The sequence below is a fragment of the Flavihumibacter rivuli genome (assembly GCF_018595685.2).
Classification (GTDB): domain Bacteria; phylum Bacteroidota; class Bacteroidia; order Chitinophagales; family Chitinophagaceae; genus Flavihumibacter; species Flavihumibacter rivuli.
The window spans coordinates 2,824,594-2,841,312 of the sequence record NZ_CP092334.1 but is presented as its reverse complement, the minus strand read 5'-3'; the positions used below and the strand labels follow the sequence as shown (position 1 = coordinate 2,841,312).

Annotated in this window: 11 protein-coding genes; all 11 read left to right on the top strand. The window is 50.4% G+C overall.

Annotation, left to right across the window (positions count from 1 at the left end; translation table 11 throughout):
* The first annotated feature begins 109 nt into the window (after window positions 1–109).
* Window positions 110–3,208 carry a SusC/RagA family TonB-linked outer membrane protein gene (locus KJS94_RS12095; protein WP_214448923.1) on the top strand — a complete coding sequence of 1,033 codons (3,099 nt, stop codon included), beginning with the start codon at window positions 110–112 and terminating at the stop codon, window positions 3,206–3,208.
* A gap of 17 nt (window positions 3,209–3,225) precedes the next feature.
* A complete protein-coding gene (locus KJS94_RS12090) occupies window positions 3,226–4,611 on the top strand; it encodes a RagB/SusD family nutrient uptake outer membrane protein (protein WP_214448922.1) in 1,386 nt (461 codons plus the stop codon).
* A 23-nt stretch (window positions 4,612–4,634) separates the two neighbouring features.
* Window positions 4,635–6,197, top strand: a complete 1,563-nt coding sequence (locus tag KJS94_RS12085) for a flavin monoamine oxidase family protein (RefSeq protein ID WP_214448921.1) — start codon at window positions 4,635–4,637, stop codon at window positions 6,195–6,197.
* Window positions 6,198–6,203: 6 nt separating this feature from the next.
* Window positions 6,204–7,565: an NAD-dependent succinate-semialdehyde dehydrogenase gene (locus KJS94_RS12080; protein ID WP_214448920.1), complete on the top strand. Its 1,362-nt coding sequence runs from the start codon at window positions 6,204–6,206 to the stop codon at window positions 7,563–7,565.
* Between the two features lie 51 nt (window positions 7,566–7,616).
* Entirely contained in the window at window positions 7,617–8,927 is a 1,311-nt protein-coding gene (gene gabT, locus KJS94_RS12075) for a 4-aminobutyrate--2-oxoglutarate transaminase (protein ID WP_239804153.1), read from the top strand.
* A gap of 18 nt (window positions 8,928–8,945) precedes the next feature.
* Window positions 8,946–10,376 (top strand): NAD-dependent succinate-semialdehyde dehydrogenase, encoded by a 1,431-nt coding sequence (locus tag KJS94_RS12070; RefSeq protein ID WP_214448918.1) that lies wholly within the window; start codon window positions 8,946–8,948, stop codon window positions 10,374–10,376.
* Window positions 10,377–10,425: 49 nt separating this feature from the next.
* On the top strand, window positions 10,426–11,790 hold the full coding sequence (locus KJS94_RS12065) for a Na+/H+ antiporter NhaC family protein (protein ID WP_214448917.1): 1,365 nt from the start codon (window positions 10,426–10,428) through the stop codon (window positions 11,788–11,790).
* Window positions 11,791–11,798: 8 nt separating this feature from the next.
* Entirely contained in the window at window positions 11,799–12,458 is a 660-nt protein-coding gene (locus KJS94_RS12060; protein ID WP_214448916.1) for a GNAT family N-acetyltransferase, read from the top strand.
* Between the two features lie 20 nt (window positions 12,459–12,478).
* The gene (gene gabT, locus KJS94_RS12055; RefSeq protein WP_214448915.1) at window positions 12,479–13,825 is read left to right on the top strand and encodes a 4-aminobutyrate--2-oxoglutarate transaminase; all 1,347 of its coding nucleotides are present in this window, start codon (window positions 12,479–12,481) and stop codon (window positions 13,823–13,825) included.
* 405 nt (window positions 13,826–14,230) lie between these two features.
* Entirely contained in the window at window positions 14,231–15,808 is a 1,578-nt protein-coding gene (locus tag KJS94_RS12050; RefSeq protein WP_214448914.1) for an amidohydrolase, read from the top strand.
* A 254-nt stretch (window positions 15,809–16,062) separates the two neighbouring features.
* Entirely contained in the window at window positions 16,063–16,701 is a 639-nt protein-coding gene (locus KJS94_RS12045) for a TetR family transcriptional regulator (protein ID WP_214448913.1), read from the top strand.
* Window positions 16,702–16,719: the final 18 nt, after the last annotated feature.

Genomic DNA, 16,719 nt, shown 5'->3' with positions numbered 1-16,719 from the left:
AAAAAACATTTGACCAAGATCTGGACTGGTTTGACTTAATCAAATTTAGTTTCCCAACGATTGATGCATTTGTGGAGCGAAAAGTTCACAAACAACCTAAACAATGCTTATGACCAAACAATTGAGAAAATTGGTTAAGCTGCTTTCACTGGCAGCGCTGATCATTTGTTGCCCCCTTATCCTTTGGGCGCAAACCACGGTCCTGAAAGGAGTAATCAAAGACCAGGACGGAAAGCCCGTATCGGGAGCCTCCATAGTGGTGAAAGGCCTGCAAACAGGTGTATCCACTGCGGAGGACGGTAGTTTCACCATCACCCTTCCTTCACCGGATGCCACTATTGAAGTGTCTTCGGTTGGGTATAAGAGTAAGAGTGTGAAGGTAGAAGGTGTTACCACTATCAGCATCACAATGGAAGAAAGCAAAAGCCAGCTGGGCGATGTAGTGGTGATTGGTTATGGTACCCAGAAAAAATCCAACCTGACTGGCGCCATCAGTTCTGTCAACAACAAGGACTTCAAGGACCAACCGGTGGTGAACCTGGCACAGAGCATCCAGGGAAAGGTTTCCGGTATGAACGTGACCACTCCATCGGGTACGCCCGGTGCCGGTTTGCTGGTTAGCATCCGTGGGGCACAGAACCCGCTCTATGTTGTGGATGGAATTCCCATGTTAAGTGAGAGCAATTCATCTTTGTCCACTTCTTTCGATACCAATGGCGACCAGGTAGGTAATGGACAGAACCTCAGTTCCATCGCGGATATCAATCCAGATGATATCGAGTCGATCGAGATCCTGAAGGATGCTGCTTCGGCTGCCATCTATGGTGCCCGTGCCGCTAACGGCGTGGTGCTGATCACCACCAAGAAGGGCAAGTCGGGCAAGACCCAGGTGAACTTCAATACCTATATGGGTTTCCAGAAAGTGGCCCGCAAGATCGATTTCATGAACTCCGACCAGTTCGTTGAGTTGGTGGAAGAAGCAAGGGCGAATGACCTTGCCCGTTACCAGGCCGACCCTACTATTTTCGGACCCGATTTTGATCCATCCGTGTTGACCGAACCGCTGAATTATGCAGCAGGTCCGGGTGCACAAAATACCGTTTGGCTGGATGAGGTGATGCGTACGGCACCTATGTCCAATTATGAACTAAGCCTTAAGGGAGGTAATGAGAAGACCCGTTTCTATTTGAGTGGTGGTTATTTCAACCAGGAAGGTATCGTGATCGAGAACTATTATAAGCGGATGAATGCGCGCCTGAACCTGGACCATTCCATCACCGATAAGTTCCTGGTGGGAACCAATATCGCTGTTTCCCGCACCAATAACAGGAGAAGCTTTAACGACAATACCTATACCGGTATCATCACCAACGCGATCGGTGCATCACCCCTGATGCCCGTGTATGATGAGAATGGTAACTATGCCAGGTTTGAAGACTACCAGGCCAACTGGTTAAGCGATAACCCGGTAAAATCTGCCAAGGAGATCCGTGGTTTCACTACCACCAACCGATTCCTTGGAACCATCTATGGTGAATACAAGATCAATCCTTACCTGCGCTTCAAGACCTCATGGAGTGCAGACTTCACCGACCTGGGTGATGAATTGTTCTTGTCGGCCCTTACCACCGATGCGGAAGCAGTGGGCGGAAAGGCCTTCAATGCCAACTTCAGGAACATGACCTGGTTGAATGAGAACACCTTCAACTACCAGCGCGCATTTGGTGACCATAACCTGGGAGCACTGGTGGGTTTCACGCAACAGGAATCCAATTCAGAACGCGCCAGTATTGCAGGCCAGGGTTTCCCGCTGGGTAGTGGACTGACCAATATTTCCAGTGCAGCCGTTATTACAGGTGCCGCACAAACGAAGAGCAGCTGGAGGTTGATGTCCTACCTGGGAAGGGTCAATTATGATTTTGATGGTCGTTTCCTTGCCAGTTTCACCTTCCGCGCAGATGGTTCCTCGCGTTTCGCTGAGGGTAACCGTTACGGATTCTTCCCTTCAGGAAGTGTAGGCTGGAACCTGGACCGTGAAGGATTCATGGCCAACAGCAAAGTATTCACAGCCTTGAAACTGCGCGCCAGCTATGGTTATACCGGTGACCAGGAGATCGGTGACTTCCAGAACATTTCATTCTGGCAGCCCGGACGCTATGATGGTACGTCCGGATTGAGGCCAAGGAACATTGCCGATCCCAACCTTACCTGGCAGAAGAACAGGTCCTTCAATATCGGTACCGATTTTGAAATGTGGGGCGGTGTGATCAGTGGTTCACTCGAATACTTCGTGGCCGACCGTACAGACCTGCTCAGCAATATCCCCATAGCCGGCACCACCGGTTTCGCCACCCTTACCACCAATGGTGGGGAAGTGCAGGACAAGGGTTGGGAATTCAATGTTACCAGCAAGAATATCTGGAAGAAGAATTTCCGCTGGACAACCAATTTCAACATCTCCTACCAGAAGAATACGATCAAGAAGCTTCCGGTTGACGGGGAACTCCTGAGTGCCTATAACGACCTCGCCCCCACGCATATCATGAAAATTGGCGAAGCCGTAGGAACCTTCTGGGGTGTGAAATACCTGGGTGTGGATGAGCAGACCGGTGACGCACAGTTCGAGGACATCAATAAGGATGGCGTGATCGATTTCAATGATGCGCAGATCATTGGTAAGGCAAGGCCTGATTTTTACGGTGGCCTCACCAACAACCTGAGGTTTGGTAACTGGGATTTCATGCTGGCCTGTACGTTCAGTATCGGTAACGATGTGTACAACCTGATCCGTCCGGTATACGAAAACCTGGGTTACAGCAACGATGGCGGATTGGACCAGGTGTTTGCCAATAACAGCACCAATGTGCTGAAGCGTTGGCGCCAGCCCGGTGACCGCACCGATGTTCCAAGGGCTTCCTTTGTGGAAAAGAACTATTTCGAAAATTCATCCATGTACCTCGAAGATGCTTCCTTCTTCCGCTTCAGGACCCTGAACCTTGGTTATACATTCAACCGCAGCAATAAAAAGTTCATCAGCAGCCTTCGCCTGTATGGACAGGTGCAAAACCTTGCTGTGATCACGAACTACAAAGGATTTGATCCTGAGGTGAGTTCTACTGGTGGTAACAATGACCGTACCGCGGGTGTGGACTATGCTGCCTATCCCCAGCCAAGGGTCATCACGTTTGGATTGAATGTAGGTTTCTAACCAAAAAAAGCTGAAAAATGAAACGATCAATAAAACATATAAGTGTATTACTGCTGGCCATCATGGGCCTGTTCTCCTGCCAGAAGCTGGATGTGGTTTCGCCCAACGATGTGGCCAGTGAGGATGTATTCAAGAATGGTGATGGATTAAGGTCGGGCCTGATCGGTCTGTACAATACCCTGCAGCAACGGGATTATTACGGCGGTTATTATCCACTGATGGCCGACCTCAACAGCGATGTGGCCAAGGCTGGTGGTTATGACAACCCGGCCCTGAATGAGATCGGTGACCATGCCATCACTCCTTCCAATGTGTTTGGCGAGCAGATGTATATCGCCATGTACAAGTGTATCAATACCGCCAACTCCATCCTGGCTGCTGTAGATGAAGTGGAAGATCCCAACCTGGACGATGTGGAAAGGGGAAGGATCAAGGGCGAGGCACTGGCCATCAGGGCGATGGTGCATTTCGACCTGCTGCGGATGTTTGGCTACCATTGGGACAAGAATTCCGAATATGGTATACCGGTAGTGACAACTGTACAGGGACCCTATGATGTGGTGGAAAGAAGTACAGTGGGTGAAACCTATACGGCTATCATCCAGGACCTGAAGGAAGCCGAGACCCTGCTAGATGGCATTGAAGTTAACCAGAAGTACATGAACGTACTGGCGGTAAAAGGCCTGCTGGCAAGGGTTTACCTCTACAGCAAGGACAATACTAACGCATTTGCCTATGCGAAGGAAGTGATCGATGAAGGCAGTTTCAGCCTGCTGGATGCGGATAATTTCACTACTATCTATTCCGGCCGCCTGAGCAGCGAAAGCATTTTCGAACTGGCCTTCGATGCGCAGAACCCAAGCTCTTTCAATGGAACAACCTATGCGCGTGAAGATGCGATCCGTTCAGAACTGCTCTTTATTGCCAGTGAAGGATTGAAGACATTCTTTGAGGACAGGGCAGGGGATAAGCGTGCCGCGTTGCTGGATTTTGAGAACAATGACGTGAGTATCCTTCCTGATGGGCGCACCCAGAAATACCGCGGTGAAGAAGCCAAGGACAACCCGGCGTATATCCTCAGGATTGCAGAACTGTACCTGATCGCTGCGGAGGCAAGGGGACGTGCGGGTGGTGGACTCGATTATATCAACGAATTAAGGGCCAATAGGGGACTCGAAGACCTGACCCTTGCAGATGTGCCCAATGCCACTGTGTTCCTGCAGGTATTGGCCGATGAGCGCCTGGCAGAACTGAATTTTGAAGGCCATCGATTCTTCGACCTGGCAAGATGGGGAAAGATCGATGAAGTGTTGGGCGTTTCTGACCAGAAAGGGGTGTTCCCCATTCCCCAGCGGGAGCTGATCGCTACTCAGGGTAAGGTGGTTCAGAATCCCGGATTTTAATTGAGTGACCTAATCAGGAAGATATGCCAAGGCATCCACTAACCATTATCCTTCAACGCGCTTTTGAATCAGCCCTGAGAAATAGCAAAGGCAGGAAACAAGGGCGTGTTAATAACGAAAGCAGGAGGAAGTTTATCCGTAATACAGCACTTGCCGCAGCAGGTACTGTACTGGTACCTCCTTTCATCCAGGCGATGCCGCTGGCAACTGCCAATAAGATCGCCATCATCGGCGGTGGCATTGCCGGCCTGAATGCCGCCTGGCAGTTGAAGAAACTAGGTATTGAAGCGACCATTTATGAGGCTTCTGACAGGACAGGGGGAAGGATGTTTACCATGACCGGCTATTTCGGGGAGGGACTGACCACTGATATTGGAGGGGAGTTTGTTGACCTGACCCATAAGGATATCATCGGATTGGTAGAAGAACTGGGACTTGACTTCTGGGACCTGCGTAAGGATACATTGGAGCCGATGGTATTCCACTTCAGTGGCCAAAGGTTGACGGAAGCTGATCTCAGCAAAGCCCTGGAGCCTTATGTGCTGCAAATGGTAAAGGATATTGAATCCCTTCCGGAGGAGCGGTCCTACGCAACAGCAGAGGCCTTTCGCCACCTCGATAACCAGTCGATCCTCACCTATATCCGTTCCATTGGAATGAGTGGTTGGATCTATGATTTTATCAATGTGGTATTGACCGGTGAGTATGGCATGGAAGCATCAGAGCAATCTGCTATCAATTTCCTGATCATGTTCACCGCGCCGGAGAATGGGGATGGGAAATACAGGATGTTTGGCGATGACCATGAAGTATTGAAGATAAAGGGGGGAAGCCAGGCACTGACCCATGCCCTGACCGCAAAGCTGTCGAAGCAGGTAAGCTATTCCCATAAGTTGGTGAAGCTGGAAGAAGGACCGAATGGACAGTACCGCCTGCATTTTGAAGGAAAGGGTAAACAGCAGCAGGTGTTGGCAGATCATGTGATACTGGCATTGCCCTTCTCCATACTTCGCAACATAGAGATGAAGGTGGAAATGCCGGAAGGCAAACGCAAATGCATCCATGAGCAAGGGTATGGCACCAGCTGCAAGTTCATCATGGGTATGAAGGCCAAACCATGGCGGGACCAGCATTTCCAGGGCTATACCTTTACAGATGGCTTCTTTGGATCAGGATGGGATAGTACCCACTTGCAAAGTCTGGATAAAGGAAGTTTCTCTGTGTTTGGCGGGGGAGCATTTGCGGAGAAAGTAAATGCGACCAGGGTAGGTCCGTTGGCAGAATCGGTATTGCAAACAGCCGACAAGGTGTTCCCGGGAATCGCAGCTGCTTACTCAGGGAATCCCATCAAGTATTGCTGGGGCAAGAACCCATTCAGTTTGGCAGGCTATAGCTCTTTTAAGGTGGGGCAGTGGAGTACACTCGCCGGATGGGAAGCGCAGCCGGTTGGAAACATCCTGTTTGCGGGTGAACATGTGAGCAGTGAATTCCAGGGCTACATGAATGGTGCCGCGCAAACCGGAAGGTTGGCAGCCTGGGCCATCGCGGAAAAAATAGGTGTGGAAAAAGCGACTATAAAAGACTAAAAAATAATGGCAGTATTTAATTCTATCAATCCTTTTGACCAGCAGCTGATCGGCACTTATGAACTCATGGGTGAGCAACAGCTGAATAAAGCGTTGGAGCTTTCCACTATGGCCTTTAAGGATTGGAAGCGAAGGACCTTTGGTGAGAGGGCATCTGTATTGATCAATGCTGCGGCCATCTTACGCAATAAAAAGTCGGAGTTGGCAACCCTGATCGTAAAGGAAATGGGTAAGGTATTGCCGGAAGCCATTGGTGAAGTGGAGAAGTGTGCGTGGGTATGCGAATATTATGCAGCACATGCGGAAGGCTTTCTTGCAGATGAATTGCTGGAGGCCGGTTACGTGAGAAGCTTTGTGAGCCATGAACCTATCGGGGCGGTACTGGCCATCATGCCCTGGAACTTCCCCTTCTGGCAGGTGTTCCGCTATGCCGCGCCAACATTGATGGCAGGCAATGTAACCCTGCTAAAGCATGCACCCAATGTATGCGGTTGCTCCCTGGCCATCGAGGGGATATTCAGGGAAGCAGGTGCACCCGAAGGTGTTTTCCAGTCCCTGATCATCGACACCCCTGAGGTAGAAAGGATCATTACTGCTGATATCGTACAGGCCGTTACCCTGACTGGCAGTGAAAGGGCCGGTAGTTCGGTGGCTGCCCTGGCAGGTAAGCATATTAAGACATCGGTCCTTGAATTGGGTGGTTCGGACGCATTGATCGTATTGCCCGATGCCAACATGCAGAAGGCGGCGGCTACCGCTTTGCAATCGCGTTTGCTGAATGCGGGACAGTCCTGCATCGGCTCCAAGCGATTCATCGTACTGAAGGATGCCCTGAATGATTTCATCCATGAATTGGAGTCAGGTATCAACGCCTATAAGTATGGTGACCCATTTGACCCAACTGTCAAGGTAGGACCAATGGCCCGGCTCGACCTGGCACAGAGCCTTGAAAAGCAACTGCAGGGTTCGGTTGCGAAGGGGGCAGGACTGGTGCACGGAGGGCAGGTCAGTGGATGCCAGTTCAGTCCTTCCTTATTGCTGAATGTGCAAAAAGGCATGCCAGCCTTCGATGAAGAAACATTTGGCCCGTTGGCCGCAGTTATCGTGGCACAGGATGAGGCAGAAGCCATCGCCCTCGCCAATGATTCCCGTTACGGATTGGGAGGCAGCATCTGGACCGGCGACCTGGAAAAGGGTGTGGCCCTTGCCAGGCAGATCGAAACAGGAGCTGTGTTCATCAACTCCCTCGTGAAAAGTGACCCTCGCCTGCCATTTGGTGGCATCAAGAAATCGGGCTATGGCAGGGAGCTGAGCAGGCAGGGTATCCTTGAATTCGTTAACCAGAAGACCATCGCCGTAGAGGCTTGATTTCGGTTATAGATAACCGGTATTAATAAAAGAATTGAAAAGCAGAAAATCATGGAAGCTACAATGAGCAAATCGCAACAAATACTGGATCGCAGAAGGCAATTCGTTCCCAATGCGATCGGGATCTTTAATCCATCAACGGCAGTGAGTGCCAAGGGCGCGGTCATTTATGATGCCGATGGCAGGGAGATGATCGACTTTGCAGGGGGTATCGGTGTGGTGAATGCAGGGCATTGCCCGGCACCGGTGGTGGACGCCATTGCTAAACAGGCGGCCAACCTGATCCATTGCAGTTTCAATGTGGCGACCTATGAACTTTATATGCAACTGGCCGAGAAACTGGCGACGCTTTTCCCGCATGGTGACCACACCAAGGTAATGCTGACCAATTCAGGTGCGGAGAGTGTGGAGAATGCCATCAAGATCGCGCGGCAGGCTACCGGCAGGCAAGCCATCGTCTGCTTTGGCGGGGCCTTCCATGGCCGTACCATGATGGCCATGACCCTGACCTCAAAGGTCGGTTATAAACTTGGATGCGGTCCCTTTGCCCCGGAAGTATACCGCATTCCATTCCCTGATTATTACCGGAATGGCAGCGGACTGAACCTGGATGAGTTTTCGGATATCCATTTGCGTGAGCTGGAAGAGTTCTTCCATACCAATGTGCCGGCTGAACAGGTGGCGGCCATCATCATCGAACCGGTGCAAGGGGAGGGTGGTTTCAATGTGGCCCCGAGGAAATACCTGCAGGGCTTGCGGGAGATCTGTGATAAGTATGGCATCCTGCTCATCCTTGATGAGGTGCAGAGTGGTTTCGGTCGTACCGGTAAATGGGCTGCCTACCAGCATTACGATATCGTTCCTGATCTATCCACCTGGGCAAAAAGCATGGGTAGCGGAATGCCTATCGGTTGCGTGATCGGTAAAGCTTCGATCATGGATGCCTGTAAGCCTTCCACCATTGGCGGCACCTATCCCGGAAACCCCGTTTGTTGTGCGGCAGCTATCGCCACCATTAAGTATATGGAGGAGATCGATATCAATGCCCTGGGAGAAAGGGTTGGGGAGATCGTACGCGACCGCTTCAATGCCATGAAACAGCGTTTCCCGGCTATTGGCGACGTGCGGGGACTGGGTGCGATGATGGCCTTCGAACTCGTTAAGAATGGCGATCCCTTCGCCCCGGATGCTGATCTCTGCAAGAAGCTGATCTCCTATTGTGCAGACCATGGACTGATCGTGATCAGCGCTGGTGTGAACGGTAATATCATCAGGGTATTGAGTCCACTGATCATCAGTGATGAATTGTTGCATAAGGGCCTTGATATCATTGAGGCCGGACTGGAATCATTGACCAAATAATGCAAGCCAATTACTAACATGAATAAGCAATACATAAATGGCCAGTGGGTAGATGCCATTGACGGCGGTACCCACGAGCTGATCAACCCCGCAACCGAAGAGCTGATCACAGTGCTGAGTTATGGTAATGGTAAGGATTGCCATGCCGCCATTGATGTCGCAGAACAGGCCTTCCACAGCTGGAGCAAGACCACACCCTATACCAGGGCTGAGATCCTGAAGAAGGCCGCCAACTATATCCGGGAGCATATCGAAACACTTGCCCGCGATATGGTGATGGAAAGCGGTAAGCCCTTGTTGGAAGCAAAGGGAGAATGGACTGTTGCTGCCAACCTGTTTGAATGGTATGCGGAAGAAGGCAAGCGAGCCTATGGAAAAGTGATCCCGACCAACCGGCTTGACAAGCGCAGTTCGGTGATCTGGCAACCAATGGGTGTCATTGGCGTGATCACGGCATGGAATTTCCCGGCCTATAATCCGGCACGTGCATGGGCTGCTGCCCTGGCAGCCGGTTGTACCGTTGTGGCCAAGCCTTCCGAAAGTACCCCACTCAGTGGTTACCATATGGTGAAGGCATTGGAGCAGGCAGGTTTGCCGGCTGGCGTACTGAATGTGCTGACCGGTGAGTCCTCCTCCATTGGGCAGGCCATGCTTGACCATCCGAAATTGAAGAAGATCAGTTTTACTGGCAGCACCAGGGTGGGTAAGATCCTGATGGATGGGGCATCACGCACCCATACCAAGCTAGCACTCGAACTGGGGGGAAATGCACCTGTGCTCATATTTGATGATGTGGATGTTGATGCGGTAGCAAAAGTTGCGGCCATTGCCCGCTTCAGGAACAATGGCCAGGTCTGCATTGCTCCGCAAAGGTTCTACGTACACGAAAGGATCTTCGACCTGTTCGCAGGGAAAGTGGCGGCTTATGTGTCCAACCTGAAAGTTGGCGGTGGCCTGGAAGAAGGCGTAAATGTTGGTCCCCTGATCACCCGGAAGCAAAGGGATAGTGTAATGGAATTGCTGGAGAAAGCTAAATCTGAAAATGCGAAGATCCTGACCGGAGGTCATGTCCCGGTGCATAAGGATAAGGGTTATTTCATCCAGCCGGCTGTTGTCGCTGGTTTGGACCAGTCCTCCTCACTCGCCCGCAATGAGATCTTCGGTCCCATCTTACCGTTATTCTCCTTCTCCGACCTGGATGATGCCATCGCGAAGGCTAATGATACTGAATATGGCCTGGCGGCTTATGTCTTCACCAACAACCTGCGTACAGCCATCCATGCATCGGAAAGGCTGGAGTTTGGAATGGTGGGCATCAATGAGTGGGCGCCGCATGGAACGGAGTCGCCGTTTGGCGGATGGAAGAGCAGTGGCCAGGGCCATGAGAGTGGAAGCGAAGGATTGTTCGAGTACATGGAAAAGAAACTGGTCAGCATCGGTGGTCTTTGATCCTGTTCTATCCAGTCAAACAAATGAATAATTACCAATCAACTGGTCAATGACCGATTACGGAATCATATCACTGGTGCCACCCCTGGTGGTGGTAGCCATCGCGCTGAAGACAAGGCTTTCTTTAGAGCCCCTGGTCATTGGATGCCTGGTGGGATTTATTATCGTGGGCAAATGGAATTTCTTCAATGCCATCATCGATGGTTTCACCAAGGTGATGAAGAATGACCTGATGGTCTGGGTGATCATGGTGTGCAGTTTATACGGCGCGCTCATCCAGTTGATGATCAGGAGCGGCGGGGTGAAGGCATTTGGCGAATACATGCTGCGCTTTGTGGGGAGCAGGAAGAAGTCATTGCTCACCACCTGGGGATTCGGGACCTTCCTGTTTGTGGATGATTACCTGAATGCACTGACTACCGGAACTACCATGAAGAAACTCACCGATCATTACCGCGTGTCGAGGGAGATGCTGGCATTTGTGGTGAGTTCAACAGCCGTTCCCATCTGCGTGATCGTACCCATCTCTACCTGGGTGATCTTTATTGCCAAACTGCTGGAAGAGAACCAACTGGTGCCGGCAGGAAAGGGGATCGCTTCCTACCTTGGCATCATACCATATATTTCCTATGGCTGGATCCAGTACCTGATGGTGCCGTTGGTCGTGATGGGAATCGTCCCGATGATCGGCAAGATGAAACAGGCCAATCATCGCGCAGCAACAACCGGCCAGCTGATCCCTGATAATTCAGAAGAATTTGCGGTAGATGTAGCTGCCTATGATGAATCGAAGCCCGGCAGCATTTGGTACCTCATCCTGCCCGTGGTGGTATTGATCGCTTCCACCGTTTACTTCGACCTGGATGCACTGAAAGGGATCATTGTTACGCTGGTGGTAACACTTATCTATTTCAGCATTAAGAAAGTGGCTTCATTCAAGATGCTTTCTGAAAGTACCATTGAAGGGATGAAGAGCATGTTGTTTGCACTGGTGCTGCTACTTTTCTCTTACTTACTGAAAGAACTCGGTGACCAGATGGGCATGACCCAGTATGTGATCCGTTCTGTTGAGCCCTTGGTCAGCAAACAATGGCTGCCGCTGGTCATTTTCCTGACACTCGGACTGATATCCTTTACAACCGGTAACAGCTGGGGCTTGTATGCCATCGCCATCCCTTTGGTGATCCCATTGGCGCATGAACTGGATTGTAATGTATGGTTATGTATTGGTGCGATCGTAAGTGCCGGTGCATTCGGGGCCCATGCCTGTTTTTATAGTGATGCTACCATCCTTGCTGCGCAGGGGGCGGAATGCAACAATTTCCAGCATGGCATCACCCAGTTACCCTTTGCCCTGATCTCATTTACCCTTACCTGCCTCGTCTATATCCTCCTGGGGTATACGATTGCTTAAACTATGATATGATGACAGTGAAGACAACTTATTACAAAGAACTCGATAATGGCCTGGTGGTGCAAAGCATGCAGCCTGAGGATGTGGTGCAATTGGAGGAATTGCAGAAGATCGTGTTCCCTACACTGGCCGATGACGAGTTGATCAAGGCGAAGCATTACCTGCGTCACCTTGAACTGTTCCCTGAAGGGCAACTGGTAGTGAAGGATGGGGATAAAGTAGTGGGCATGACCACCACCATGCGCAGCAATTTTGATTTTTCCCATTACCACCATACGTTCAAGGAAACCATTGCGGGTGGCTGGCTCACGAACCATGACCCTAATGGCGAATGGTTATATGGGTTGGATATCGGCGTACATCCCGATTACCGCGGCAAGGGCCTGGCCCGTATCCTTTACCGTGCGAGGCATGAAGTGGCCAGGTCATTGGGATTGAAAGGACAGATCACTGTGGGTATGATGAATGGTTATGGTGCCGTTGCCCACCAGATCAGTGGTGAACAATATTTCAAGGAGTTGGTGGAAGGAAAGCGGACAGATCCCACCATCACCCCGCAGATGAAGATCGGGTTTGAACCCATCGCCCTCATACCTGAATACCTGAGCGATCCTGCTTGTGGTAATTATGGGGTATTGATCAAAATAGACATCGACAAAATAATTTAACAGCAGTAAAATTTCATGCTATGGCACATATTCAGTTGAAGACAGCTATCCCGGGACCTAAAGGACAAGCCATCCTGGAAAGGAGGAAGAATGCCCTGCCATCAGGACTCGCCAAATCCACCGAAGTAGCGGTGGAGCGCGCAGAAGGCGCCCTGGTATGGGATGTGGATGGCAACCAGTTGATCGATTTCGCCGGTGGTATCGGTATGATCAATGTTGGTCATTGCAATGCGCAAGTTGTTAATGCCATCAAGGAGCAGGTTGACAAGTATATCCATACCTGTTCACTGGTAACGACCATAGAACCCTATATCGAACTCGCGGAATTATTGAATAGTGTTACCCCCGGTGATTTCCCCAAGAAGACCTTGCTGGCCAATTCCGGTTCGGAAGCAGTGGAGAATGCCGTGAATATTGCCAAGTATTACACCAAGCGCAATGCGGTATTGTGTTTCGAAGGTGCTTACCATGGCCGTACGTTGCTTACATTAAGCCTTACCAGTAAGTATGCCTTGTTCAAGAAAGGTTTTGGATCCTACGTTTCGGATATCTACCGTATTCCTGCACCCAATATGTACCGGAAGGAAGAAGGGATGAGCGAGGAGCAATACATCCAGTTCTGTATCCGTAACCTGGAGCGTGCCATGATCGCGCAGGTTGATCCTGAATCATTGGCGGCCATTATCATTGAACCCATCCAGGGTGAAGGTGGGTTCCTTCCTATCCCCACACCATTCCTGCAGAAGCTGCGTGAGCTCTGCGATAAGTATGGTATCGTTTTCATTGCCGATGAGATCCAGTGTGGTGCGGGCAGGACCGGTAAATTATTTGCCATTGAACACACAGGGGTTGTTCCGGATATTGTGGTGAGTGCGAAATCGATTGGCGCAGGAATGCCCATCAGTGCCGTAACAGGTAGGGCCGAGATGATGGATGCGCCTCACCTGGGCGGTGTAGGTGGAACCTATGGTGGCAGCCCGGTTGCTTGCGTGGCAGCGATCGAGGCCATCAAACAATTGAAGAGTGAGGCCTTCCTGAACAGGGCAATTGAAGTAGGCCAGATCATTAGCTCCACCATGAATGGGTGGAAGTCGAAGTACCGCGCCATCGGTGATGTTCGTGGGGCTGGTTCCATGCAGCTGGTAGAGTTTGTAAAGGATCGTGATACACGCGAACCGGATATGGAATTTGCCATGGAAGTGATCAAGGATGCCACCTCAAAAGGATTGATCCTTATCCGCGCCGGTCTCTATAGTAACTGTATCCGGCTGCTGCCACCTGTAGTGATCACGGATGAGCAGTTGAAAGAAGGCCTGGAAGTATTGGAAGGCGCTATCGCCAGAGCCCAGGAGAGGAGAGGGGGATGATACCCGCCTGCGCTGAAGCTACGGCGGACGAGGTGAGAGGATGAGAAGATGTGGAAATGTGGAAATGTGAAAATGTGGACATGTGGTCCTATAACCTCAGCGGGGTCTCCCGAAGGGGACCCCGATGTATAAAAGGTGAAAAATTTATGCATCCAACAGCTAAGCTCATCTTCTAACTACCTGTTCTTCATAAGACACAACGGGGGCGACAAAGGGCTATTACATATTATCACACCATAGGAGTTCTCTTCGAGGGTCCCCGATGGAACACCATCCTGCCATTCATCAGGGTCCCCTGCGGGAGACCCTGCTGAGGTGAGAATGTGGGTACACGGCAACTCCCAAAGGGGACCCCGATGTTAACTTTGGATCTGCTAACGATAAAAGTATTATTCGCTAATAATCATGTCAATTACAGTTTTCCATAATGCCAATATGCTTTCCTTCCATGAAGGATTCCAGCCGGGTGCCGATACGCTGGTCGTGGAGGGCAACAGGATCAGTGCTATTGGCAGGTTTGATGCATTGCAATCATTTGTGCAGGATGGTGCCAACCTTATTGACCTGTCGGGCAAGACCCTGATGCCGGGCATGAATGATTCGCATATCCATGTATGGAAGGTAGGTAACCTGAAGACCTTCATGCTCGATGTTCGTGCTGCGCGGAGTTTGGAGGAGATGTTGTCCATGATCAGTGACTACCATCGGGCTTTCCCTGATGTGGCCTGGATCGTAGCGAGGGGCTTCAATGAGGCCGGTTGGGCGAATGGCAGGATGCCGGAGCGGACTGACCTGGATAAGGTAGTGAAGGACAAGCCGGTTTATGTGATCCGCACCTGTGCCCATATTGCCGTGGCCAATACCAGCGCCATTGAACGTTGTGGGATATCAGCGGACACTGTTGTTCCTGAAGGTGGTGTGATGTACAAGGGCAGTGATGGCCGTCCGAATGGTATCTTTTCTGAAACTGCATTGGGATTAGTGGCGAACCAGATCCCTCCCTATACCATTGCCGAATTACAGACCATGGTGAAGGCGGCCAGGGAAGAGTTATACAGCTACGGCGTTACTGCAGTGACGGATCCGGCTGTTGATCCGTTATTGCTTGAAGCCTATTATGACCTGCATCGAAGGAATGAATTGGGCATCAGGCTGAATGCCATTCCCATCTTGTTACCGGATGGTGGGGAACAACCCTATCCCGTACCTGATTATTTCGATTCCGGTTTTTTCAAGGTCAATACCGTGAAGTTTTTCAGTGATGGTGGACTGAGTGGCAAGACCGCTGCATTGAAGGGGCATTATAAGGATTCACAGGAGCAGGGTGTGTTGCGGCTGAAGCGCGAACAGTATATCGGACTTTGTACAGCAGCCATGGAAAAGGGACTGGGACTGGCCACCCATGCCATTGGTGATGCTGCGATTGATTTCGTGGTGGACATTTACAGGCAACTGCACCAATCCTTCCCCCAATTGATCAAACGGATCGAGCACCTGGGTTTACCGGAACAGCGACACCTTGACCTGATGGCCGCTAATAATATAGCTACTTCCATGCAAACTGTTTTCCTGAGTGAATTGGGAAAGAATTTTATCAGGTACCTTGACCAACACTATCTCGATCATTGTTACCCGGTTCGGTCTGTCCTGGACAGCGGTGTATTGGTGGCACTTTCCTCGGACGCACCGGTGGTGAAGGACTTCAACCCCATGAAGGGGGTAGAGGCGGCTGTTACCCGGAAGAATAATGAAGGGGATTCGATTGCGCCGCAGGAAAGCATCAGTATTGCAGAAGCACTGAAAGCCTATACGGCTGATGCGGCCAGGATAAGTGTGGCCCCTGATTTTGGGTCACTGAAAGAAGGTCATCTCGCTGACCTGGTGGTATTGGACCGTGATCCCCTGCAACAGCAACCGGGGCAGATCACCGCGGTCAAGGTCCTCGAGACCTGGGTAGACGGCCAGAAGGTCTGGTCCAGGTAAAATAGCATCTTTGTTTGCTTGCCCATAGCGCAGCCTGACAGGGAATTTTCCCTTTGTCGGCTGCGTTTTTTATTGCTTACCCTTAGCGTTTGACAGGCCCGACACTAAGCAGTTTTTTCCGTTTCTAAATAATTATTTGATAAACAAGCACTTAATTTCTTTAACTAATCGGTAACAAAAAAATCCAATCTTAAACAATCGTTTAATTTAAACAACTGTTTAATTTTGTCCCCGGTTGCATAAAAAGCATGTTTATGGAAGGGAAAATCGAAAAGGTTGAAAAGCGTGACCAGATCCTGGAAGCGGCCGAGCAATTGTTCTTTAATAAGGGATTTGAAGGTACTTCTGTAAGGGAGGTTTGCCAACTGGCCAATGTGAACGTGGCCATGGTCAATTATTATTTCGGCAGCAAGGAGGGATTGTTTGAGAAAATGATTGAGCGCAGGGCTTCCTTCCTGAAAGGAAAGCTGCAACAATTGATGGATGACCAGTCCCTTAGTGCTGCTGAAAAAATCAACCGGATCATCGACAGCTATGTGGAAAGGCTGTTCTCACACAGGGGCTTCACGTTGACCATTATGCGTGAAATGACAGTACAGCAACGGTCCCATTTCCATGAAACCATGGCCAATATTTTCATTGGCAACATGCGCATCATCAAGCATATCGTCCAAAAAGGCATCGATGATGGCGAATTCAGGAAGGTAGATATTGAAATGACCCTCTCATCCCTCATCGGCACCATTTACCAGGTATTGATCAACGATTGCATGGTGATCAAAATGACCGATGCCCCGGCGGATTTTAAACCTTATGAAGATGATTCTTTCATGGAGCGCGTGAAGCTGCACCTGAAAGACATGATGCATGCCCATTTGCAAAACAAGAACTAAGACCTATTCAAATGTGAT